At 60.8% G+C, this 22244-nt stretch carries 21 protein-coding genes and 1 pseudogene; 15 read left to right on the top strand and 7 right to left on the bottom strand.

Going from position 1 to position 22244, the window contains the following annotated elements; all coding sequences use genetic code 11:
• From FHS92_RS18170 to FHS92_RS16720, 9 genes are all read left to right on the top strand, one after another.
• Window positions 1-503: hypothetical protein (locus tag FHS92_RS18170; RefSeq protein WP_221231124.1), on the top strand; the 503-nt coding region annotated here is incomplete at its 5' end.
• 12 nt (window positions 504-515) lie between these two features.
• On the top strand, window positions 516-1196 hold the full coding sequence (locus FHS92_RS16755) for a hypothetical protein (protein ID WP_221231123.1): 681 nt from the start codon (window positions 516-518) through the stop codon (window positions 1194-1196).
• The gene (gene tkt, locus FHS92_RS16750; protein WP_184081830.1) at window positions 1193-3277 is read left to right on the top strand and encodes a transketolase; all 2085 of its coding nucleotides are present in this window, start codon (window positions 1193-1195) and stop codon (window positions 3275-3277) included. The genes FHS92_RS16755 and tkt overlap by 4 nt, the downstream gene beginning before the upstream one ends.
• Window positions 3274-6081 (top strand): bifunctional transaldolase/phosoglucose isomerase, encoded by a 2808-nt coding sequence (locus FHS92_RS16745; RefSeq protein ID WP_184081829.1) that lies wholly within the window; start codon window positions 3274-3276, stop codon window positions 6079-6081. Before tkt ends, FHS92_RS16745 begins: the two co-directional genes overlap by 4 nt.
• Window positions 6082-6092: 11 nt before the next feature.
• Window positions 6093-7076, top strand: a complete 984-nt coding sequence (gnd, locus tag FHS92_RS16740) for a phosphogluconate dehydrogenase (NAD(+)-dependent, decarboxylating) (RefSeq protein WP_184081828.1) — start codon at window positions 6093-6095, stop codon at window positions 7074-7076.
• Window positions 7073-8503: a glucose-6-phosphate dehydrogenase gene (gene zwf / locus FHS92_RS16735; protein ID WP_184081827.1), complete on the top strand. Its 1431-nt coding sequence runs from the start codon at window positions 7073-7075 to the stop codon at window positions 8501-8503. The genes gnd and zwf overlap by 4 nt, the downstream gene beginning before the upstream one ends.
• Window positions 8500-9315: a Cof-type HAD-IIB family hydrolase gene (locus FHS92_RS16730; protein ID WP_184081826.1), complete on the top strand. Its 816-nt coding sequence runs from the start codon at window positions 8500-8502 to the stop codon at window positions 9313-9315. Before zwf ends, FHS92_RS16730 begins: the two co-directional genes overlap by 4 nt.
• Entirely contained in the window at window positions 9312-9518 is a 207-nt protein-coding gene (locus FHS92_RS16725) for a hypothetical protein (RefSeq protein ID WP_184081825.1), read from the top strand. The genes FHS92_RS16730 and FHS92_RS16725 overlap by 4 nt, the downstream gene beginning before the upstream one ends.
• Window positions 9515-10261, top strand: a complete 747-nt coding sequence (locus FHS92_RS16720; protein WP_184081824.1) for an HAD-IIB family hydrolase — start codon at window positions 9515-9517, stop codon at window positions 10259-10261. Before FHS92_RS16725 ends, FHS92_RS16720 begins: the two co-directional genes overlap by 4 nt.
• 139 nt (window positions 10262-10400) lie before the next feature.
• Here FHS92_RS16720 and FHS92_RS16715 read toward each other — a convergent pair whose 3' ends face one another.
• The gene (locus FHS92_RS16715) at window positions 10401-11690 is read right to left on the bottom strand and encodes a glycoside hydrolase family 130 protein (RefSeq protein WP_184081836.1); all 1290 of its coding nucleotides are present in this window, start codon (window positions 11688-11690) and stop codon (window positions 10401-10403) included.
• 333 nt (window positions 11691-12023) lie between these two features.
• On the opposite strand from FHS92_RS16715, the gene FHS92_RS16710 reads away from it, so the two are divergent.
• Both FHS92_RS16710 and FHS92_RS16705 read left to right on the top strand, forming a co-directional pair.
• Window positions 12024-12401 (top strand): hypothetical protein, encoded by a 378-nt coding sequence (locus tag FHS92_RS16710; RefSeq protein WP_184081823.1) that lies wholly within the window; start codon window positions 12024-12026, stop codon window positions 12399-12401.
• A gap of 57 nt (window positions 12402-12458) precedes the next feature.
• The gene (locus FHS92_RS16705) at window positions 12459-13355 is read left to right on the top strand and encodes a class I mannose-6-phosphate isomerase (RefSeq protein ID WP_246352075.1); all 897 of its coding nucleotides are present in this window, start codon (window positions 12459-12461) and stop codon (window positions 13353-13355) included.
• On the opposite strand, the gene FHS92_RS16700 is transcribed toward FHS92_RS16705, so the two are convergent.
• Window positions 13309-13536: an IS66 family transposase gene (locus tag FHS92_RS16700; RefSeq protein WP_425506263.1), complete on the bottom strand. Its 228-nt coding sequence runs from the start codon at window positions 13534-13536 to the stop codon at window positions 13309-13311. The genes FHS92_RS16705 and FHS92_RS16700 overlap by 47 nt on opposite strands.
• Before the next feature lie 212 nt (window positions 13537-13748).
• On the opposite strand from FHS92_RS16700, the gene FHS92_RS16695 reads away from it, so the two are divergent.
• The 3 genes from FHS92_RS16695 to FHS92_RS16685 all read left to right on the top strand — a co-directional run bounded on the left by FHS92_RS16695 (window position 13749) and on the right by FHS92_RS16685 (window position 16475).
• Window positions 13749-15284 (top strand): PAS domain S-box protein, encoded by a 1536-nt coding sequence (locus FHS92_RS16695; protein ID WP_184081822.1) that lies wholly within the window; start codon window positions 13749-13751, stop codon window positions 15282-15284.
• Complete coding sequence (locus FHS92_RS16690; RefSeq protein ID WP_184081821.1) at window positions 15271-15939, top strand: response regulator transcription factor; 669 nt, start codon at window positions 15271-15273, stop codon at window positions 15937-15939. The genes FHS92_RS16695 and FHS92_RS16690 overlap by 14 nt, the downstream gene beginning before the upstream one ends.
• A gap of 119 nt (window positions 15940-16058) precedes the next feature.
• Window positions 16059-16475: a response regulator transcription factor gene (locus FHS92_RS16685; RefSeq protein ID WP_184081820.1), complete on the top strand. Its 417-nt coding sequence runs from the start codon at window positions 16059-16061 to the stop codon at window positions 16473-16475.
• A gap of 57 nt (window positions 16476-16532) precedes the next feature.
• Here FHS92_RS16685 and FHS92_RS16680 read toward each other — a convergent pair whose 3' ends face one another.
• The 4 genes from FHS92_RS16680 to FHS92_RS16665 all read right to left on the bottom strand — a co-directional run bounded on the left by FHS92_RS16680 (window position 16533) and on the right by FHS92_RS16665 (window position 20220).
• On the bottom strand, window positions 16533-16976 hold the full coding sequence (locus FHS92_RS16680; protein ID WP_184081819.1) for a four-helix bundle copper-binding protein: 444 nt from the start codon (window positions 16974-16976) through the stop codon (window positions 16533-16535).
• A gap of 54 nt (window positions 16977-17030) precedes the next feature.
• The gene (locus FHS92_RS16675; protein ID WP_184081818.1) at window positions 17031-17963 is read right to left on the bottom strand and encodes a copper resistance protein B; all 933 of its coding nucleotides are present in this window, start codon (window positions 17961-17963) and stop codon (window positions 17031-17033) included.
• The gene (locus FHS92_RS16670; RefSeq protein WP_184081817.1) at window positions 17960-19675 is read right to left on the bottom strand and encodes a copper resistance system multicopper oxidase; all 1716 of its coding nucleotides are present in this window, start codon (window positions 19673-19675) and stop codon (window positions 17960-17962) included. The genes FHS92_RS16675 and FHS92_RS16670 overlap by 4 nt, the downstream gene beginning before the upstream one ends.
• 137 nt (window positions 19676-19812) lie before the next feature.
• Window positions 19813-20220: a protein kinase family protein gene (locus FHS92_RS16665; protein WP_184081816.1), complete on the bottom strand. Its 408-nt coding sequence runs from the start codon at window positions 20218-20220 to the stop codon at window positions 19813-19815.
• 219 nt (window positions 20221-20439) lie between these two features.
• On the opposite strand from FHS92_RS16665, the pseudogene FHS92_RS16660 reads away from it, so the two are divergent.
• Window positions 20440-21517: pseudogene (locus FHS92_RS16660) on the top strand (transposase).
• A 244-nt stretch (window positions 21518-21761) separates the two neighbouring features.
• On the opposite strand, the gene FHS92_RS16655 reads toward FHS92_RS16660, so the two are convergent.
• A complete protein-coding gene (locus FHS92_RS16655) occupies window positions 21762-22151 on the bottom strand; it encodes a DUF411 domain-containing protein (protein ID WP_425506262.1) in 390 nt (129 codons plus the stop codon).
• Window positions 22152-22244 lie beyond the last annotated feature (93 nt).

The raw sequence follows: 22244 nt of genomic DNA, 5'->3' as shown, positions 1-22244 counted from the left end.
AGGACCTTCAACGTTCACCCGGCCACCATCTATCGCTGTATCGAGCCAAACAGTGCCTTATGACACTTTCCTGTTCCGCTCAGCCGCACGACCCTCACTCAAACGGAGTATCTACCATGACCAAGAGACGTTCTTATTCTTTGCGCGCGCTAACAATCGCCGGTGCCATCCTGCTGCTGCCAGGCATCGCCGCTGCTCAGGGGCAAGCGACCGGGCAAGCTTCGCCCCAGCCCCCGATGTCTGCCAGCGGTGGCGGGATGCCGGCCGGTGGCATGATGGAGAAGCATGACGGCATGGCCGGAATGCCGATGAATGATGGGATGCAAATGCCTTCGGCCACGCCTCCAATGGCGAAGGGCAAGCCTGGCTGTTGCGGCATGAAGAAAATGCCGATGGCCAAATCGAAGCACGCCAAACACCGTCGCCATGCCAAGCCTGCAGCGGCCAAGCGCGCCCCGATGCCGGCCGCAGACAAACCGATGCCCATGCAGGATGACATGTAGAAATACGCCCAAATGAAGCACGCGCGCAGCAACATCAATACTCTCACGTTGTCGCGGCCGCTGATGATGAGCGCAGTTGCGCTGACGTCCGCGGTTGACCATGCCTCACGCCACCCGAGTGGTGGTGGTGGCGCGCCATCCGCCATGCCGGTTTCGGGCAATCCGATGGCCGCTATGATAAAGCAGATGATGGGGCCGTCACTGGGAGCCAAAATGGGCGCGGCACCAACCGGTTGTTGCGGGCCTATGGGCGCTAAGCCCTTTCATCCGCCGATGATGGACTGGCCAAAGCTGTTCAACGAGGCACGGGGCGCAGTACGTGACGAAGCGCTCAATCGCCTGGGATCGGGTGCCGAGCTTCTAACGGCCGAGCAGGCGCGGCTTCACCATGCACTGATGTCGAATGACGTCGGCACGGCCCAGGACGCCATCAAAGGTGCTCGCAAAGGCCTTGCCCTCGCCAACAGCGGAGCAAGCGCGCTCAAGCCCGACATCATGGTCGGGTCGGATGCACCAAGCGCAGTCCTCGGAAACCGGTCGGCGGATATCTGCGCTGCCAGTTGGCTAGTCCACCAACTCACGCACGACTCGCCATCCAGAACGGTCTGCATGCACCAAACATGTCTTCTGACAAATCCCGGATACGAAAGCCAACCCACGCCCAATGTCTCCCGAGGAGGCCCAAGTTCATGAACACGGCTTCGACACAGCTGGTCCGACAGGACGAAGCGCTCGAAAGGCTCGCGATCGACACCATCCGCACGTTGGCGATGGATGCCGTACAGAAGGCCAATTCCGGCCATCCGGGCACGCCGATGGCGATGGCGCCGGTGGCCTACACGCTCTGGCGCGACTTCATCCGCTACGATCCGGATATGCCCGACTGGCCGAACCGTGATCGCTTCGTTTTGTCGATCGGCCATGCGTCCATGTTGCTTTATGCGGTGCTGCACTTGGCCGGGATCAAGGAGATCGACGCTGACGGCAAGCCGACGGGCGAGCCCGCAGTCAGTCTCGACGACATCAGGCAGTTCCGCCAACTCGGCTCGAAGACCCCGGGCCACCCCGAATACCGCATGACTACTGGTGTCGAGACGACCACCGGTCCGCTGGGCCAAGGGTGCGGTAATTCGGTCGGCATGGCGATTGCCGAGCGGGCGCTTGCCTCGCGCTTCAACCGCGACGGTTTCGAGCTGTTCGATCACAACATCTATGTGCTGTGCGGCGACGGCGACATGATGGAGGGCGTCTCGAGTGAGGCCGCATCACTCGCCGGACATCTCGCCCTGTCAAATCTCTGCTGGATCTACGACAGCAATCATATCTCGATCGAAGGTTCGACCGAGCTCGCCTTCACCGAGGATGTCGGCAAACGATTCGAGGGCTATGGCTGGAACGTCATCCATGTCGACGATGCCAACGACACCAAAGCCTTTGCCCGCTCGATTGACGCCTTTCGTGCTACCGATGATCGGCCAACTTTCATTGTCGTTCATTCCGTAATTGGGTGGGGTAGCCCAAAAGCAGGCAGCGAGAAGGCGCATGGCGAGCCATTGGGCGAGGACAATGTCCGTGCGACCAAGAAGACCTATGGCTGGCCTGAAGAAGCCAAGTTCCTTGTGCCAAATGGCATAGCCGAGGCCTTCCGCAATGCTGTTTCCGGTCGAGGTCGGCCCGCGCGCGAAGCATGGGAAGCGATGTACGCCCGGTACCGCGAGAGCTTTCCCACCGAAGCCACCGAGATGGCCTTGTTGCGTCAGGGCAAGCTGCCGAGCGGCTGGCAGGCGGCAATCCCTACCTTCCCTCCCGATGCCGTGGGGCTGGCCTCGCGCGACAGCGGCAGCAAGGTGCTGAACGCAATCGCACCGCACGTGCCGCTGCTGATCGGCGGCGCGGCGGATCTCTCGCCCTCGACCAAGACTAGCATGACTTTTCAGGGGGCGGCTTCGTTTGGGAAGAACGACCATTCAGGTCGCAACTTGCACTTCGGTGTGCGCGAGCATGCAATGGGATCGATCGCCAATGGCATGGCGCTATCGTACCTGCGCCCTTACACCGGCACATTCCTAGTCTTCGCGGATTATATGCGCGCGCCGATAAGGCTGGCAGCGATCATGGAACTGCCGGTCGTCTTCGTGTTCACGCATGATTCAATCGGCGTCGGCGAAGACGGGCCAACCCACCAGCCGATCGAGCATCTGGCCACGCTTCGAGCCATCCCCGGGCTCGACACGATCCGGCCGGGCGACGCAAACGAGGTGGCGGCAGCGTGGAAGGTCGCTCTCAGCCATAGCCACGAGCCGACCGCGCTGATCCTCTCGCGCCAGGCGATCCCGACGCTCGATCGGCGTAAATATGCATCCGCCGACGGGCTGGAGAAAGGCGGCTACATCCTTGGCGACGCCGAGCGCGGAGATCCCGAGATCATCCTTATCGGTACCGGCAGCGAACTGCCGATGGTGGTGGCCGCCCACGAGAAGTTATCGGGCGAAGGCGTCCGATCGCGAGTGGTTTCGCTGCCGAGCTGGTCCTTGTTCGAAAAGCAGGACGACGCCTATCGCCAGAGCGTGTTCCCCGATGCGGTGCGCACGCGGCTCGCCGTCGAGCAGGGCGGGTCGATGGGTTGGGACCGCTATGTCGGACATGACGGCGGGACAATAACTATGAAGACCTTCGGAGCCTCGGCGCCGCTCGCCAATCTCCAGGAAAAATTTGGTTTCACCGTCGACAATATCTGCGCCGTGGCGCGCGATCTGATCGAGAAGAACAAATGACCAGCCTTCTCAAAGACCTTGGTGCTGCGGGACAGGCCGTGTGGCTAGACTTCGTAGACCGCAAATTTCTTAACGAAGGCGGGCTGCGCAAGCTGATTGAGAAGGACGGTCTGACCGGCGTCACCTCCAACCCCTCGATCTTCGAGAAGGCGATGGGCCATGGGGACGCCTATGACGAGGGTTTCAGAAGCTTCCTCGGCAAGGCCGACGCGAGCGTCACTGATGCCTACGAAAGCGAGGCGACGGCGGACATCAAGGCAGCCGCCGCGGATCTGCGGTCGGTGTACGACCGCCTCGGCGGCAAAGACGGCTATGTAAGCCTTGAGGTTTCGCCCTATGTCGCCACCGACACCAAGGAGACGATCGGGGAAGCAAGGCGACTGTGGCAGATGGTGGCCGAGCCCAATCTGATGGTGAAGGTGCCCGGCACACGGGCTGGCATTCCTGCGATCCGTCGACTGATCGAGGATGGGCTCAACATCAATGTGACATTGCTTTTCTCGCTCGCCGCTTATCAGGCGGTCGCGGAGGCCTATATGGCCGGCCTCGAGGCTCGGGTGAAGAAGGGAGAAGCGATCAGCCGGATCGCTAGCGTCGCGAGCTTCTTCGTCAGCCGCATCGATGCGCAGATCGACAAGACGATTGATGCGCGCGTCAGGGAAGGCGACCCGGAGAGCGAGGCTCTAAATGCAATTCGCGGCCAAGTCGCAATCGCCAATGCCAAGCTTGCCTATGCCTGGTTCCAGGAGATGCTGGCGAGCGACCGCTGGCAGGCGCTGGCCGCCAGGGGAGCGATGCCGCAGCGACTACTGTGGGCCTCAACCGGGGTTAAGGACCCCGCCTACCCCGATACGCTCTACATCGACTCGCTGATCGGACCCGACACTGTCAACACGATGCCGCCTGGGACGATGGACGCGTTCCGTGACCATGGCACGGCCCTGGCCACACTGACCGATAATCTGGATAAAGCACTCCATGTGCTGGCCGAAACCGAGCGTCTCGGCCTCAAACTGGGCGACGTCACCACCGGGTTGGTCGAGGCGGGCGTGACGCTGTTCGCCGATGCGGCGGATGCACTGCTTGGCGCGGTCGCGGGCAAGCGTACCGCGTTCCTCGGCCGCCGACAAAACTTGATGGCAGTCGATCTCCCGGCAGGACTTCAGGAGGCTGTCGCCACGCGCCTCGAAACCGCTCGCGCCGAGGCGTGGCCGCGCCGGCTGTGGAAGGGCGATGCCTCGCTCTGGACCGGCAAGGACGAGGGCAAATGGCTCGGGTGGCTCGCCGCCGCCCGCAGTGAGCAGGTTGATCCAGACACGCTCAAGATGCTCGGTGAAGAAGCCAAAGGCTTCAAGGACGCGGTGCTGCTCGGCATGGGCGGATCGAGCCTCGGCCCCGAGGTGATCGCGCGCATCCTCGGCAGCGCAAAGGGTAGCCCAAAGCTGCACGTGCTCGACACCAGCGACCCCGGCCAGATCGCGACGGTCGCGGCAGCGATTGACCCGGCGAACACGCTGTTCATAATATCCTCCAAATCGGGATCGACAATGGAGCCTGAGCTCCTGCGCGCCTATTTCTATGAAGCGGCCGGCCGGGACGGCAGCCATTTCGTTGCGGTCACCGACCCTGGATCGAAGCTGGACAAGACCGCGAAGGCGGATGGCTTCGCACATATCTTCGCAGGCGATCCCGCGGTCGGCGGGCGCTATTCGGTGCTGTCGGCTTTCGGCATGGTTCCCGCCGCCGCGATGGGCATCGATATCCAGGATTTCTACGAGAAAACCCAGCCAATGGTCTTCGCCTGCGGTGCCGATTCACCTCCTGCAGCAAACCCTGGCGTGCGCCTTGGGGTGATAATCGGCGAGGCGGCTATCAGCGGGCGCGACAAGCTAACCATCTTGGCATCCAAGGGACTAGAACCGTTCGGGGCCTGGCTCGAGCAGTTGCTTGCTGAGTCGACGGGCAAGAAAGGCAAGGGGATTATTCCGGTCGACCTTGAGCCCGCGGGACCGCCGGAGGTTTACGGGAGCGATCGCCTGTTCGTGCATCTTCACCTCGAAGGAGACGCGGAGGACGGGCTGGACAGCAAGCTCGCGCAGCTAAAGCAGGCCGGCCATCCCCTCATCCGGATCACGGTCGCCTCACGCGATTTGATCGGCCAGGAGTTCTTCCGCTGGGAAATCGCGACGGCAATTGCAAGCGCCATTATTGGGATCAATCCGTTCGACCAGCCCGACGTGGAGGATGCCAAAATCGCCACGCGCAAGCTCGTCGATGCTTATGAAGCTTCCAGTGCGCTTGAACCAGAGATTGCGATCGCGGAAGACGCAGACTTGGCGATCTACGCTGCTGGCGAAAGCGGATTCGGCTCGGGCGATCCGGCGAACCTGCTGCGGCTCCACTTTGCCCGGCTGGAGCCCGGGCATTATGCCGGATTCCTCGGATTTATCGAGCGCGACGAGGCGAACGCGGCGGCAATGGCTGCGATGCGGGTGGCGGTGCGCGCTACCAAGGCGGTGGCGACGGTCGCGGGTTTTGGGCCGCGTTTCCTGCACTCGACGGGCCAGGCCTATAAAGGCGGCCCGGCGAGCGGGTTGTTTCTGACGATCACGCGCGATCCCCATCCCGATCTGTCGATCCCAGGCAGGAAAGCGAGCTTCGGCACCATTCAGATTGCGCAGGCGCGCGGCGACATGGCCGTGCTTGCTGCGCGCGGGCGGCCAGTGCTGCGGGTCCACATCAAGAAGGACGGCGGCGGCATCGAAACCTTGCGCGCAGCTGTCATCGCGGCGACCCAAAACTGAGGAATGAGCACATGCGTATAGCGATGATCGGCCTCGGCAGAATGGGAGCCAATATTGCGCGCCGTCTGATGCGCGGCGGTCACGAGATCGTCGCCTTCGATCGGAACCCGCCGCTGGTGGACATGCTGGCCGGCGAAGGCGCGACCGCCGCCGCTTCGCTTGAGGAGGTCGCAGCCAAGCTGGAGAGCCCGCGCATTTTCTGGGTGATGCTGCCGGCTGGGCCGCCGACGGAGAGCACGATCAAGACGCTGATGGGCCTGGCCTCCCCAGGCGACATAATTATCGACGGCGGCAACAGCTTCTACAAGGACGACATCCGCCGGGCGAAGCTGTGCGCCATGAAGGGGCTCCACTATGTCGATGTGGGCACCTCGGGCGGTGTGTGGGGCCTTGACCGAGGCTATTGCATGATGATCGGAGGCGATGCCGCGACGCTCGACAGTCTCGATCCTCTCTTCGAGGCCATGGCACCAGGCTTTGGGACGATCGCACGCACGCCGGATCGCGGCGGTCCCAACGAGGACACCCGCGCCGAGAAGGGGTATATCCATGCCGGTCCAGCCGGCTCGGGCCATTTCGTCAAGATGGTTCACAACGGCATCGAATATGGCTTGATGCAGGCCTATGCTGAGGGGTTCGACATCCTGAAGGGCAAGTCATCCGCCAAGCTGCCGGAAGACGAGCGCTTCGACCTCAACCTCACTGACATCGCCGAGGTCTGGCGCCGCGGCAGCGTGATCTCGTCCTGGTTGCTCGATCTGACCGCGACGGCGCTCGCCAAAGACCAAATGCTGGAGCAGTTCTCGGGCCAGGTCGCGGATTCCGGCGAGGGTCACTGGACGATCGAGGCGGCAATGGAGGAGGCAGTCCCTGCCTACGTGCTCTCAGCGGCACTGTTCGCGCGCTACCGCAGCCGGGTCGACACGACGTTCGGCGACAAGCTGCTCTCGGCGATGCGGTTCGGCTTCGGCGGCCATGTCGAGATGCCGCAATGAGCGATGCTCTGACTGCACCCTCTGCTACCTTCGTTATCTTCGGCGCATTTGGGGACCTCGCCCGCCGATTGCTGATACCCGCGCTCGTTAACCTCGCTCGGGCCGGCTTGCTGAATGAGGACATGGCGCTCGTCGGTGTCAGCCATCATGACAGCGACGACGAGCAGCTGCGCCAGGCGCTTGACGAATTCGTGAAGGACGATGCCAACTGGCCATGGCTCCGCAGTCGTATCCGCTATTTGAAGGGCGATTTCGCCGATTCGACAATGTATCAGGCTCTCGGCAGCCAACTTACCGGGAACGCGATCTTCTACCTCGCCACCGCGCCGGCCTTCTTCGGGACCGTCGTCAATCAGCTCGGCGATGCAGGGCTGCTCAACGAGACCGATGGTTTCCGCCGCGTCGTGATCGAAAAACCGTTCGGGACCGACCTTGCCTCTGCACAGGCGCTGAACCGGCAAATCCTTTCCCGCGCCAGCGAGTCCCAGATCTACCGGATCGATCATTTCCTTGGGAAGGAGACCGTGCAGAACATCATGGTCACACGCTTCGGCAACACCATGATCGAAGCCGTCTGGAACAACCGCTACGTCGATCATGTCCAAATAACGGCGGCCGAGGCGGTGACCGTCGGCACGCGCGGCAGATTCTACGATGCCACCGGCGCATTGCGCGACATGGTTCCCAATCACCTCTTCCAACTGCTGGCGTTGATAGCGATGGAGCCGCCGATCAGCTTCGATGCCGATGCGATCCGGACGGAGAAAGAGAAGGTCATTGCCGCCATCCGCCCGATCGACCCGACCGAGGCAATTCGCGGGCGCTATTGCTCCGGCGCCATCGCTGGCAAGGCCGTTTCCGCCTATCTCGATGAGCCCGACGTTGACCCTGCCAGCCGCACGGAGACCTTCGCCGCGCTCAAGTTGCACGTGGAGACGTGGCGGTGGTCGGGCGTGCCCTTCTATCTGCGCACCGGGAAGGCGCTGGCGACCCGTGATACTGAGATCGTCGTCCAATTCCGCGACGTGCCGCTGGCGCTTTTCCAGGAGACGGTGGTGGACCGGCTGCCCCCCAACCGTCTTGTGGTGCAAATTCAGCCCGACGAGGGCATCAGCCTTGAGTTTGTGGTCAAGCGGCCTGGGCTCGTCGTGAACACTGCGCCGGTCGCCATGGATTTCCGCTACCGGGACCATTTCGACGTGGGCCACCAGACCGGCTACGAAACTTTGCTGTATGACGTGCAATCGGGCGACCAGACGCTGTTTCAACGTGCCGCGCAGATCGAAGGCGGCTGGCGCGCCGTGCAGCCGCTCCTCGATCTGTGGGCGCAAGGCACCCCCGAGGAATACGCCGCAGGCAGCGCCGGCCCCGAAAGTGCAGATGCGCTGATGCACCGCTCGCATCGACGCTGGCATCACCTCGGATGAGCGACCCTATTCGCCTGATCGTCTCTGATATAGATGGCACGCTCCTCCGCCAGGACAAAACCCTCTCCGACGGCGTGATCTCTGCGGTTGGACGGGCCAGGACGGCTGGTATTGCGGTGAGCCTGATCAGTGCCCGCCCGCCCAGCGGCATGCTCTGGATCGCGAAGCGGCTGGAGCTCACAGGCGTCATCGGCGCCTTCAACGGCGGCACGATCGTCCGGCCCGACGGGACTGTCGTTTCGGCAGATCAGCTTGATCCCGAATGCGCCGCGCGAGCACTCGCCCTGCTTGAGCACCCGGCCGTCACGCCGTGGCTGTTCTCGGGCGGCCTCTGGTATGCCCAAGCAACCGACGATGTGTATGTTCCGCGCGAGCGACGCGCGGCAAGCATCGAGCCGATAATCAAGGACGACTTCGCGGCATTGCTCGCTCATCCCGACAAGATCGTCGGCGTCAGCGGTGACCATGCATTCCTCGCGCGACTTGACGGCGAGATCGCGGCAGCGCTCGGACAGTTTGCGACTGTCGGCCGTTCGCAGCCTTACTATCTCGACATTACCGCTCCCCAGGCCAACAAGGGCGATGGCGTCGCCGCGCTGGCAGCCGCGATCGGCGTACCGCTCGCCAACGTTGCCGTGCTCGGCGACGAGCGTAATGACCTGCCGATGTTCGCGCGCGCCGGCTTCTCGATTGCGATGGGGCAGGGTCCCGATGCGGTCCGCTCCGCCGCTGACCAGGTGACCCTGTCGAACGAGGAGGACGGCGCTGCCCAAGCGATAGACAATATCATCCTGATGGAGGCTTCGAGATGATCGAGCCTGGCCAAGAGCGGATCCGCCGCGACATCTTGGAAAAGTTCATCGCGTTCGGAGGGCCGTCAAAGCCGGCTATCGCGCAGGCGATCCTCGATGCAACCGTCGCACCGGTTACCGTCCGCCTGAAGAATATCGAACCCGATCGCTCGAGCGCCGCCTATCCGCCGAGCGACAGCACCCTGATTGGAGTCCCGCGATGAAGCGCCTTATCGCCTTCGACCTTGACGGCACCCTGGCCGAGAGCAAACAGCCTATAGGCCAAGAAACGGCCGAGTTGCTTGCCAAGCTGCTTGATCTCGTCGGCGTCGCGGTGATCTCCGGTGGCGACTGGCCTCAGTTCGAAGCACAAGTCGTGTCGCGATTGCCCGTCAGAGCTGACCTCCGTCAGTTATTCATCATGCCAACCACGGGCACCAAGCTCTACCGCTTCACGGATGCCTGGAAGCCGGTCTATGCTGATGTATTCGACCCCGACGAGCGCAGGCGCATTCTTCAGGCGTTTGAACTGGCCCCAAGGGAAGTGGGCCTTCCTGACGAGAGGACATGGGGTGAGCGGATTGAGGACCGCGGCAGCCAGATTACTTTCTCTGGACTTGGACAGGAGGCGCCGCTCGACGCAAAGAAAGCGTGGGATCCCGACTTCGCCAAGCGCAAGGCACTGCAGGCAGCGCTTCGATCACGACTGCCCGAGCTGTCCGTCAACGTGGGGGGATCAACCTCCATCGACATTACTCGCCAGGGCATCGACAAGGCTTATGGAATGCGCCGTCTTGCCGAGGAATCCGGCATTCCGCAGTCGGCGATGCTGTTCATGGGAGACGCGATCTATCCCGGTGGCAACGATGATCCCGTTCGCACAGCCGGAATCGACGTAATCCCCGTGCGAGACGTGGCGGAGACCCGGACCGCGATGATGGCAATTCTCGCTTGCCTCAAACCCTGATCCGATTGCTATGGCATGGTATCCCCTGTGCACAGCCAACATCGCTAAACGACGCGCGGCCGCCCCGAATTGACGTTCGTCTTCCTTGAACGGCATCTACCGCTCGAACAGTCAGCAATTCCCAATCAGTTCGAGTGACCTACTCCATCACACTTAGGAGGTTATCAATCGAGGCCGTAGCAAAGGCAGTGAAGCTATCGGCCACTCCATAGGGTAGTAACATCGTTCGATCGTGAACGATCACACCGCAGCTATAGACGACGTTGGGTACGTACCCGTCCCTCTCGTGCGGGCTCGGGGCCAGTACCGGGCGCGGCGTGCGCGCCAGCAGCTTTGATGGGTCATTCTTGTCGAGCAGGCATGCGCCAATGCAATAGTTGCGGACCGTACCAACGCCGTGGGTCATCACTAACCAGCCTTCGTCAATCTCGATCGGCGACCCGCAATTGCCCATCTGGACGAATTCCCAAGGGAATTTTGGTGTAATGAGCTTTTCGCCACCTGCCCAGTTAAGCAATTCATCGGAGAAGTGAAGCCAGATGTTTTTGCTGTCCTGACGCCCAAGCATGGCGTATTTTCCCGCTATGCGGCGAGGGAAAAGGGCCATGCCCTTTCCACTCGAGGCCTGGCCGGTCAGGACGCGCATCTCGAACGATCTAAAATCGGCCGTGCTCAGCAATTCCGATCGCACTTGGCCACCGCCGAACGCTGTATATGTACCATGGTAGCTGATGCTGCCATCATCCTCGCAGAAGCGAACAAGGCGCGTATCCTCGATACCCTGCGTTTGGCTCGGCAGGACCGGGAAAAGCACTGTCTCCGAGATCGTGCGACTGCCGGCGCAACACAGGCGTGCTGCTATGCCCTCCCCTCTCCCGCACGTATCGATGAGGGGCGATACCGATGTCGGGCTGGGATCATCGACCAAAAGTGCGCCGCCAGGCGTCCATGTGCCGGTGCGGAACGTCACGGAAGATACATGCCCCTCGCCGATGCCTCGCAGCGACATCACGAAACGGATGGTGCCTACAGGGAGCCCCGACTGATCAGGATGAAGTACCGCGCTTGGGTTGAACAGCGCAGCGGCCTCGTATGCAAATTCTTCACTGCAATAGGCACCGATCAACCGCTGCTGCTCAACGGTGATCCGGTCGGCGCCCTCAATCCGCCCGGCGATATCGTTGAACCGGCGAAGCAACATCGCATCGACGTCGCGGTGGTTCTCGTCCAGGGATAGTGTGACGCCTTTCAGCTGACGCGCCAACTCAGCCTCGTCGAGCGCCACGATCAGATCGACAGTCTCCTGGGTGCGCGACGTGCCGCCGTCGAAATCTCTGGGATAATTCGGCTCAAAAGGACGGACGACGGTGCGCGATGGATCCGGCCGAAGAACGCGATCATAGAAGTTCAGCTTTGCGCGTGCGGTCATGCTGATCGGTCTCCATTCGAATAATCCGCGCTGATCAATAAAGACGCGAGCGCCAAATTGCGCGAGCCTGTCCTGGTCCGACATTCGCCCTCGGTGGATGGCACTGTCGCGTCGGTAGGGCACGGTGCCTTCGCGCTGAATTGGGATTTTTACGTAACCACTTCAGTGCCGCACATAACAATAAGGTCTCTTCAGGCAGAACCGGCCAGGGGATCAATACGTAAGGACTTATGGACTCGATTTGGTCATTCTCGCCGAATCAGGATCTCGGAGGTAGATCGTGGCTGGATTTCCTGATCAGCAGATAGGCCCTCAAACACACAGGAGATGATAATGTTTGCCAAGCTTCTGCGACTCGCTGCCGACGAAAAGCTGATCGTCGGCATGTGCGTTCATCCTCCTCGAGCATCTGGGTATGATTTGGAAATATGGACCGGTCCCAGCATGGGCGAACGCACAGAATCGTACGGGCGATTTCCGTGCGACATTCCGCAGATGGAAGCGCTTGAGCGGATTGCCGGAATCGCCGCGCACAAAATAGAGCGATTGCCGCGAAGACTGGCAGGTTCGAGTGTATTTTTCCAGCCTGCGCCTGACCGTAATCGGGTTGAGCTGAACGCGAACAGCGCGGCGGTCGGACCGGACAGGCAATGCGCAAATTCTCGAATTCTCCACAAGGAGAGTGGCATGAGCCCTGCGACGTCTCAATGACACGCGCGATGCATCGCTCACCCTGATATTCGCCACCCTCGGTTGAAGGAGCCCGCCATGCCCGCCATCCGCCTCACCACCAAGCGGGTAAGGAAACCTTGGGGGCGGACCAACCTGTGGCCGTGCTTTGGCAGCGTGCCGCCAGGCGACGACCCCGTCGGCGAGATATGGTTCGAGGCCCCCGGCGATCCCGAGCTGCTCATAAAATATCTCTTCACCAGCGAGAAGCTGTCGATCCAGGTTCACCCCGACGATACGGCGGCGCAGGCGCACGGTTATCGGCGCGGCAAGGATGAGGCGTGGGTGGTACTTGCCGCAGAACCGCGTGCAACCATCGCGATAGGGACGGTGATACCCATGACCCAAGACGAACTTCGCCGCGCCGCGCTTGACGGCACGATCGAGGATCTTGTCGACTGGAAGGCGGTCGAGGCGGGAGATGTCTATTATTCGCCCGCGCGCACCGTCCATGCGATCGGGCCGGGCCTGACGCTGGTCGAAGTGCAACAGAATGTCGACCTGACCTACCGCCTTTACGACTATGGTCGGCCGCGAGAGCTGCACCTCGAAGATGGCATCGCGGTGAGCAATCCTGTGCCGTATGTCGCACCGTACGTTGCCAAGGAGGTCGCGCTGGGTCGAACCATCCTTGCAGACAACGCCTCCTTCGTGCTTGAGCGCTGGAAGCGCTCCGGCGAGGCGACGCTCGCCAGCGACGGCCGGCCTATCTGGCTAGTACCGCTCGAAGGGAGTGGTACGATCGACAACAAGTGCTTCGAGGCAGGCGGAGTGTGGCTCGCAGAGGGTGAGACCGCGCTGCGCCTTGATTCAGGTGTCGAATTGCTCGTCGCCTATCCTGGCGCAGGTTTAATCGAAGGTCTGTGGGAGCCGGGTGCCTACCCCAGAATCATGGACTTCGGCGGGCTGGTTGGGGGAATGGGCTTGGTGCGCTAATACCATCGACATCAACCAGCTGAAATCCTTGCTCTCCGCGCCGGTCGCGGGAAAATTGGAACAATGCGACAGGTGGCTCAGGTACGCCGAACGGAACGTCGTCGCGGACGTAGACCCACAGCCCGCCGGTATCGATCTTGCCCATTGCGAAAACCGGGACGGTCGTGTCGTCGCCGCGCAATCGTTAGGCAGCAAAGACTGGTGCTTCGATCCGCCGGCACACAAACGGTCATAGCGGGCTTAGTTTGAATATTTTTTGATTTTTGTGAGGGGTACCGTCGGCTGATGCGTAACTTATAACAAGGGCCATTGCAGGGTGAATTCAAGGGATGTGTACCATCCGCCTCGCGTGCAGTCGTGCCAGATGTCCTGGAAAGGGCGCGCGAAAGTCATATGACCACTAAACGACCGCATGCGACCAGGCCCGCTCGATCTGGGGTGCTCGAGCAGTTCCTCGACGGCGCGGACACTTACGGTTTCTTTGTGCTCGACACATCCGGCTACGTGACGCTCTGGAGTGCCGGCTTCGAGACCATGAGTGGCTGGATCGAGAAGGATGTGCGCGGTCAGCACATTGCATTTCTCTATCCTCACGACGAAACGGAGGGCGGGGATCCCGCCGAAGAACTCAGCCGGGCTTTGGCGGCTGGGAAGATTGAGTATGAAGCCTGGCGCGTCCGCCGGGACGGATCCGAGTTTCTGGCGCGCACGACGTTGACTGCGCTCCACGATGAATTCGGCGCGCCTATGGGGTTTGGCGGGATATGCCGTGACATCACGGACGAGGCGGCAACGGAAAGGGCAGTCCAGGAGCGTGAGGAGCACCTCCAATCCATTCTCGACACCGTTCCCGATGCCATGATTGTCATTGATGAGCAGGGACGGATCACGTCATTCAGTGCGGCCGCGGAACGCCTGTTTGGGTATACCGAACAGGAACTGCTCGGGCAAAACGTCAGCTGCCTCATGCCCTCGCCCGATCGGGACAGGCATGACGGTTATCTCGATCATTATCACAAAACTGGCGAGCGCAGGATTATCGGGATCGGGCGGATCGTTGCAGGGCAGAAGCGGGATGGCACGACCTTCCCGATGGAGCTTTCGGTCGGAGAGGCGCGCGCCCACGGACGCCAGCTCTTTACCGGTTTCATCCGCGACCTGACTGCCAGGGAGCGCGACGATTTGCGGCTCAAGGAGTTGCAATCAGAATTGATCCATGTCTCGCGGCTGAGTGCAATGGGCACGATGGCATCGACGCTCGCACATGAGCTAAATCAGCCGCTGACCGCAGTAGCGAATTACCTGGAGGCATGCCGAGACCTGCTCATCGACGGTAGTGACAATTCCATTGAAATCGTCCGCGAAGCTATGGAAGAGGCGGCCAAGGAAGCGCTCCGGGCGGGCAACATTGTTCGGCGGCTTCGTGATTTTGTGGCGCATGGCGAAACCGAAAAGCACATCGAAGATCTGCCACAGCTGATTGAAAATGCCAGCGCGCTTGCGCTCGTCGGTTCTCGCGAGCGGGGTGTACGTGCCATTCTCAAGCTTGATCCCGCCGCCACACCGGTCCTGGTCGACGGCGTTCAGATCCAGCAGGTGCTGATCAATCTCATTCGCAACGCAATCGAGGCAATGGCCGGCAGCGCTGTGCGCGACCTAGTGGTCTCGACCGAGATGATGAGCGGAGGTGTTATCCTCGTGTCCATCGCGGACACCGGACCCGGAATCGCTCCCGGTATCCTACCGCAACTGTTCGAGGCGTTCGTCAGCAGCAAGGCGGATGGGATGGGGCTCGGCCTGTCGATCTGCCGCACAATAATCGAAGCGCATGGCGGTCGAATCTGGGCCGAAGCGGTGCCGAACGGCGGCACCGTTTTCCATTTCACCTTAATGCAAGCGCAGACGGAGGACGACCATGTCGCCCAATAAGATCATTCATCTTGTCGATGACGAAGAAGCCATCCGCAAGTCGGTGGGTTTCATGCTCAAGACGATCGGCATCAAGGTGATTACCTATGCGTCGGGCGTTGAGTTTCTCAAGACGGCCCGGTCAGCGGAGGCAGGTTGTGTCCTGCTCGACATTCGCATGCCAGATATGGACGGCCTCGAAGTTCAGGCCGCATTGGCGAAGCGCGGAATAACAATGCCGGTGATCGTGTTGACCGGGCATGGCGACGTAACGTTCGCAGTGCGTGCCATGCGCGCCGGTGCCGTCGATTTTCTGGAGAAGCCGTTCGAAAAGGCGGCTTTGCTGCGGGCCATCGAAGAAGGCTTTGAGAGACTTGACGATGCACTAGGCCGTTCGGCCCGCTCTACCGAGGCGACCGTGATGATCGCCGGTTTGACTGGCCGGGAGCGCGACGTGCTTGAAGGGTTGGCGAACGGCTACCCCAACAAAACGATTGCCTATGATCTTGGTATCTCGGCGCGTACGGTCGAGGTTCACCGCGCGAACCTCATGACAAAACTTGGCGCAATCAGTTTGTCCGATGTCCTGCGAATAGCATTTGCTGCCGGCCTCGGCCGTTCAGGTGATGTGGGCGTCTTGAAAAACGACGACGGCGACGAACAGAAATCGGACTAGAATCGGCTGACAGGGTCAGCGTCCTCCCAAACCATGGGATCAATACGTAACGACGCCATCGCCGTATCTTGTCATTCCATATGCTACCAACAAGCAAATTGACGAGGCAATGCGGTCGTATGCGCCCTAGCACCAAGCACGGCAAAGTGTGTGCTTGCAGAATTATCCTTTCGGAGGACGATGTCGGCGTGCGGCGCTCGCTGCAACTGTTGCTCAGATCGAAAGGCTATGATGTGCGGTCCTACACGACGGCGAAGGCCTTGCTGCTCGATCCCGGCGCGCATCAGAGCGATTGCCTCGTGGTTGATTACTTCATGCCCGATATCGATGGTATTTCCATGCTGACAGCCTTGCGCGCTGCTGGTTGGACAAAGCCCGCGATCTTGATCACCGGGCATTATTCGCAGGAACTGGCGGATCGGGCAATTGCCGCCGGCTTTTCCAATGTCCTGGAAAAGCCATTTGGCGAACACATGCTGCTGGCATCGATCAGACGTCTGCTCGATGCCGCCGCGAACGACCAGTGCTCCTGCTGACACCCAGGCACATCAGAACGCGGAAACGACTAACTCAATTTCGGTTCTGCAGACTCCTCACATCCGCATACTCGCCATATCACGGCAGGCACGGGCGCAGTCGCGGCATATAGTGGCGCAATTGCGCATCACGGCATCGCTGTCTTTCGAGAGGCATGCCTCGGCACAGTTCTCGCAGAGGCGGGCACAGGCTTCGCAAAGCAGCGCGTGCTGCGACGACTTTCGCAGCATCGAATTGGCTGTTACCTGACAGAGCTCGGCGCAATCGAGCAGAATGGCAATACGCTTCGCGGACTCCGCCGAACGATCCTGCCCGATCGCATAAGTGGCAGTTTCGACACACTGGCGATGGGCGGCCATGCATTTGTCAACGCATGCATCGAAGTTCATCGCCCCCATCGAGTCTCGCCCAGAGGCCGTCGCCTCCGCTGCCGCCGAGCTGGTCAGAGCCACCCCTGCCAGCGCAGCGCCCGAACCTATAACCGCACGCCGATCGAGCATTTCAGCCTCCCTTTTCCGCAATATTAAAGCAAACCGCCTCGATATTCGGACATGTTACCACCAAATGCGAAAGCCGGCGACAAAGCGGCGTTCGGTCGGATTTTCACCGACTGCACGCCTGAAATCTGCTGTCTTGCCGAAGGATCGCTCCCAGACAAATCCGATGTAAGGCGCAATTTTGCGTTCAACTTCGTAGCGGATGCGCAAGCCTAGTTCGAGATTGCTCAGCCCTGCCCCCAACTTGCGGTCGTTTGAGCTCTTGCTATAAACATTCGTCTCAAGTTGCGGGGTAGCAATCAGCCGGTTCGTCAAGAGGACATCGTAGGTCGCCTTGAGCCGCGCCGCCAAGCGGCCGTCGTCACCGACATAGCCTGTCAGCTGAATGTCGAACCAGTAGGGGGCAAGACCCTCAATACCTGCAGCCAGCCAGCGATGGGCGCCAGGACCTATATCTTGCCGCACACCGACCAGACTCCCCCAATAGGGGCGCTGGGCATGCCACCACATCGCCTCGACCGAAGATTCCGGATCGAGCTGCTCCCCCGCTTGCTTCAGGCCTTGGCTGCGCAGCCAGAGCTTGTTGTTATCGGGGCCGTTGCTGATCGCACCGGACCAACTGAAACCTTGACCCTGATTGTTAGTCGTGAACTCTGCTTCGTCGATAAGCACCTTCGATACGGACAGGCGATCTGCCATTTCGTATCCGGGCAGTGTCGAGTTCACATAGCCGTCCGAATAGGCGTCGGTGTCACGGGCATCGGCAGCCGGTTTGCTACTTTGCATCGCCCCCATGTCCATCCCGGCCATAGTCGTATCGGAAGGCCGCGGACTGGCCGTAGCGGGCTGCTGTGGGTCGGGCATGACCATGCCTGGCGGCGTTTGCTGGTCATGCGCTGCAGGCTGTTCCTGGGTGGTTTGAGCCCAGGCCCGGGGTGCGGCCATAAACGTCGAAATGGCCGCGACGCCGATGATAAGGGTCCGGTTCATGCGACGACAACCTCACGGAACATGCCCGCCGCCATGTGGTAAAGGAGGTGACAGTGGAACGCCCATCGGCCCATGGCATCGGCTGTGACGCGAAAGGCAATGCGCTGTGCCGGCTGCACCGATATGGTGTGCTTGCGGACCTGGAAATTGCCCCCCGGGTCTTCCAGGTCGCTCCACATGCCGTGAAGATGCATCGGGTGGGTCATCATGGTATCATTCACAAGGATGATCCGTAGACGCTCGTTGGGCTTGAAATGCAGCGGTTTTGAATCATTCAATTTGACGCCGTCAATCGACCAGATGAAGCGCTCCATGTTGCCGGTCAGATGGAGTTCGATATCCCGCTCGGGTGAGCGTGGGTCGATTGCCCCACCGGACGTCCGCAAGTCAGCATAGGTCAGTGCTCTGCGTCCCGTGCCGCGCAGGCCCACGCCGGGATCGTCGAGGTTGATGCGGGGAGAGTCGACCCGCATATCAACATTGGGGCCATATTCGGTGCGAGCGTGATGGGCGACCTCAGTTTTTTGGACAACGCCATGGTCGTGCTCCCCGCCCGTCATGGCGCCCATGGCCCCCATCATGTCGATCGGGTCGAGCCACGCGCGCGGGTCCCTCTTCGGGACCTCCGCCGCCATTCCCTCCGTCGGAGCCAACGTGCCGCGCACGGATCCGGACCGGTCCATGGATTGCGCAAAAATCGTATAAGCCCGGTCATCGGGGATCGTCACCAGAACATCGTAGGTCTCGCCCGGCGCGATGCGGAACTCATCAACGTCAACAGGTTCAACCGGTTGACCATCGGCGCCGATCACGGTCAGCTTCAGCCCAGGAATGCGGACGTCGAATAAAGTCGCAGTGCCCGCGCCAATGAAACGCAACAACACCCGCTCGCCCTTGCGCGCAATCCCGGTCCAGTTGCGAGTGTTGTTGCTCCCATTGCAAAGATAGGTGTAGGTCGCTGCCGAGATATCGCTGAGATCCGTCGGATTCATGCGCGCCTTGTTCCACATCTCGCGCTTGGCCACTGCTGCCGTCCAACCAAGCTTCGACACATCGGAGACAAAATCGCCTGCCGTTGGCTGGGCGAAATTGTAATAGCTACTCATCTTCTTGAGATTGAGAAAAACCTGCAGAGGCGCTTCATCCGTCCAGTCGCTGAGCATAACCGTATAGTCACGATCCGCGGCTGTCCCTGGCCCGGATCGAGGCTCGATTACGATCGGGCCGTATAGTCCGGTCTGCTCGGCGAGAGTATGTCCGTGATACCAGTACGTACCCGCCTGCTTAAGCTCGAACGTGTAGGTAAATGTCTCTCCGGGCGCGATGCCTTTGAAACTGATCCCGGGCACACCATCCATGTCTGTCGGTAGGATAATACCATGCCAATGCACGCTGGTCATTTCATCGAGACTGTTCTTGACCCGCATCGTGACGGTATCGCCCTCTCGAAGGCGCAGCAGTGGTCCCGGAACCGTGCCATTGACGGCGGTGGCGAACCGGGTCCGTCCTGAGAAATTCACCGGTATCCGGCTGATCTCCAGATCGAATTCCGTGCCGCTGAGCTCCTCAGACCGCCTGATTGCCGGTGCCGCGTTGGCTGGATTCCAAGCCAAACCGGCGGCGCACAATCCGCTTACCAAGGAAAGCGCCTGAACAAACTGCCGACGTCCGAGCTTGGCAGCGGGTTGCGGTACACGGTACAAATCATGCATTGTGATGGTCTGTCCAGAATTTTGAGGGGTGCCATTAGACCGCAGGCATGACCGCGCTGCTGAGCCGAGCGAGGTCAGTACGTCGACCAGGTGGGACGGCAGTTTTCCTTTGCCGGCCCACCTAGTGAATGTTGCTGCTACATGTCATTCATTGGCATCGGAGAACTACCCTGGCTTGGTGCCATTGAGCCGCCAGTCGAACCCTTGGGCATATCCTTGGCGCATCCGGCCTTGCCACCGCAACCGGACTGCATACCGCCACCGCCCATCGGCATGGCTTGCGATCCGCTCGCGCCCATCTGGTGTTCCTCCATCATCGTGCCGTGCATGTCACGCTCACCATGGCGCATCCCTGCTCGATGCGCCGCTTGTGTCGCAGTGCCGCACGGATTGGAGGTTTGGCCCGTCGTTGCAGCGGCTTGCGGCTTTGCCGGAAGATCCTTCATTCCCGGCGGGATCTCGTCGGCGATTGCGTAGCCACCACCAAACGCCACAAGGGCGGAAATAACCGGAACCATGACCGTACGATTGAAAATCTTGCTCACGTCTGCACTCCTTGTTTCGCATTGGGACCAAAACTGCGTAAGGACCCGTGCTGATCGCCCGCAGGAATGGAGTTTTGCATCTGCTAGCGATATGAGGAATGTTACGGATGCCGCTTGCGGGAGATGTCTGCAGCAAGTATTTGCTCGACAAGGTGGCACCTCCAACAACCCCTCGACATTTCCGGCCTGATTTGATTCAGTCTTCCTGACGGGACAGCGATGCGTCAGGCGGGATTGTTTGGTTTGTCGGAACATCTGAAGCGGCTGTCGGCGCATGGCGATCCGCTGGAAGAACTGGACCGGATCAACGACTTCGAGGCTTTTCGTCCGACACTGGCTGCGGCGCTGGCCTATGCTGACGGTGCCAAGGGCGGCCGCCCGCCGTATGATCCGGTGGCGATGCTCAAGGTTCTGGTGCTGGCGGCGCAGAACAACGTGGCCGACGCGCGGATGGAGTATCTGATCCGGGACCGGTTGAGCTGGTTGCACTTCCTCGGTTTTGACCTTGGCGCGGCCACGCCCGATGCCAACACGATCCGCCTGTTCCGCGAGAAGCTGACCGAGGCGGGTGCGCTTGACGCGGTGTTCACAGACTTCGACCGGCAGCTCAAGGAACGCGGTTATCTCGCCATGGGTGGTCAGATCGTCGATGCCACGCTGGTGGCTGCGCCCAAGCAGCGCAACACCGCGCCTGAGAAGGACGCCATCAAGGCAGGCAAGACCGCCAGCGAGATATGGCCTGACGAGCCTGCCCGGGCGGCGCAAAAGGATACGGACGCGCGCTGGACGCTGAAGTTCGTCAAAGCCAAGCCCCTTATCTGACGGCAGGCCGGGCATCGACATCGCCATCCCCAGCTTCGGCTACAAGAGCAGCGTGTCGATCTGCCGGACCTTCGGCTTCATCCGCAAATGCAAGGTCACCGATGTGGCGCGCTTTGACGGGAAAATGCTGCGCGACGTCGTCAGCAGCGACAACACCGCCTCCGATGTCTGGGCCGACACCGCCTATCGCAGCCAGGCCAACGAGGCGTGGCTCAAGCGGCAGAGCCGGGTCAGCCGCATCCACCGCAAGAAACCGCGCGGCAGGCCGATGACCGAGCGCACCGCCAAGGCCAACGCCGTCAAATCGAAGGTCCGCGCCCGCGTCGAGCACGTCTTCGCCCGGCAGAAGGACCAGATGGGGCTGTTCATCCGCACCATCGGTATCAAGCGCGCCGAGGCCAAGATCGCACTCGCCAACCTCGCCTACAACATGCACCGCCTGATATTCCACGAGCGACGGGCAGCGACAGGATAGCTGCGTCCGAAAGAAAGGAAAACCACCGAAAACAGCCGATATCGAGCCCCAAGAGGCTTGAAATCACGTCAAATCCAACGCCGCTTCCCCAAATCCGCTTATATCAACGGGTTGATGGAGGTGCCCAGGTTATTAGGCGCAAACAAGCTGACGCTTGCGTCGTGCCGAGGGCATGTGAGCGAGCGGATAGGAATAGCCGCCAAAGCTTATGGCGTACTGATATTCTGCGTACGGACGGGCCACTTTACCTGCCGTGGCGGGCAAAGACCTTCTCTCCGCCTGGGCCAAATGCGATCACATTATAAGGTTGCGGTGCCTGCCCGCGCACTTCCATGCCCGGCGATCCCATTGGCATTCCAGCAACCGCGAGGCCGGCGACGCCGCGAGGTCGCTGCGCAAGCACCCGCTTCATATCCGCGATGGGCACGTGTCCTTCGAATACCATGCCATCAACGATCGCGGTATGGCAGGACGAAAGTCTGCCTGGGACGCCTTTCGCGCGCTGAAACGCCACGCGCTGTAGATCGTCGATGATGACAACCCGGCGCGCGAACTGTTGGCGCACCTGGTTAGCCCATTTCTCACAGCATCCGCAGCCGGGATCTCTGTGAACGGCAATGTCCGCGGCAGCCATTGCTGCAGAAGGGATGGCGAATGCAAGCAATGCTGCGAGAATTGAAGATGTCCTCATCGTACGCTCCAGGTATCAAGAAGGTAAAAACATTTT

It is taken from the genome of Sphingobium subterraneum, from assembly GCF_014199435.1.
GTDB classification, from domain to species: Bacteria; Pseudomonadota; Alphaproteobacteria; order Sphingomonadales; family Sphingomonadaceae; genus Sphingobium; species Sphingobium subterraneum.
The sequence above is the reverse complement of the archived record's forward strand: the minus strand, read 5'-3'. Positions and strand labels throughout refer to the sequence as shown.

Bases quoted from the DNA above. Each gene is read 5' to 3' on its own strand.
- FHS92_RS16755 (WP_221231123.1), top strand. From the start codon at position 516: ATGAAGCACGCGCGCAGCAACATCAATACTCTCACGTTGTCGCGGCCG.
- tkt (WP_184081830.1), top strand. From the start codon at position 1,193: ATGAACACGGCTTCGACACAGCTGGTCCGACAGGACGAAGCGCTCGAA.
- FHS92_RS16745 (WP_184081829.1), top strand. From the start codon at position 3,274: ATGACCAGCCTTCTCAAAGACCTTGGTGCTGCGGGACAGGCCGTGTGG.
- gnd (WP_184081828.1), top strand. From the start codon at position 6,093: ATGCGTATAGCGATGATCGGCCTCGGCAGAATGGGAGCCAATATTGCG.
- zwf (WP_184081827.1), top strand. From the start codon at position 7,073: ATGAGCGATGCTCTGACTGCACCCTCTGCTACCTTCGTTATCTTCGGC.
- FHS92_RS16730 (WP_184081826.1), top strand. From the start codon at position 8,500: ATGAGCGACCCTATTCGCCTGATCGTCTCTGATATAGATGGCACGCTC.
- FHS92_RS16725 (WP_184081825.1), top strand. From the start codon at position 9,312: ATGATCGAGCCTGGCCAAGAGCGGATCCGCCGCGACATCTTGGAAAAG.
- FHS92_RS16720 (WP_184081824.1), top strand. From the start codon at position 9,515: ATGAAGCGCCTTATCGCCTTCGACCTTGACGGCACCCTGGCCGAGAGC.
- FHS92_RS16715 (WP_184081836.1), bottom strand. From the start codon at position 11,690: ATGACCGCACGCGCAAAGCTGAACTTCTATGATCGCGTTCTTCGGCCG.
- FHS92_RS16710 (WP_184081823.1), top strand. From the start codon at position 12,024: ATGTTTGCCAAGCTTCTGCGACTCGCTGCCGACGAAAAGCTGATCGTC.
- FHS92_RS16705 (WP_246352075.1), top strand. From the start codon at position 12,459: ATGCCCGCCATCCGCCTCACCACCAAGCGGGTAAGGAAACCTTGGGGG.
- FHS92_RS16695 (WP_184081822.1), top strand. From the start codon at position 13,749: ATGACCACTAAACGACCGCATGCGACCAGGCCCGCTCGATCTGGGGTG.
- FHS92_RS16690 (WP_184081821.1), top strand. From the start codon at position 15,271: ATGTCGCCCAATAAGATCATTCATCTTGTCGATGACGAAGAAGCCATC.
- FHS92_RS16685 (WP_184081820.1), top strand. From the start codon at position 16,059: ATGCGCCCTAGCACCAAGCACGGCAAAGTGTGTGCTTGCAGAATTATC.
- FHS92_RS16680 (WP_184081819.1), bottom strand. From the start codon at position 16,976: ATGCTCGATCGGCGTGCGGTTATAGGTTCGGGCGCTGCGCTGGCAGGG.
- FHS92_RS16675 (WP_184081818.1), bottom strand. From the start codon at position 17,963: ATGAACCGGACCCTTATCATCGGCGTCGCGGCCATTTCGACGTTTATG.
- FHS92_RS16670 (WP_184081817.1), bottom strand. From the start codon at position 19,675: ATGCATGATTTGTACCGTGTACCGCAACCCGCTGCCAAGCTCGGACGT.
- FHS92_RS16655 (WP_425506262.1), bottom strand. From the start codon at position 22,151: ATGGCTGCCGCGGACATTGCCGTTCACAGAGATCCCGGCTGCGGATGC.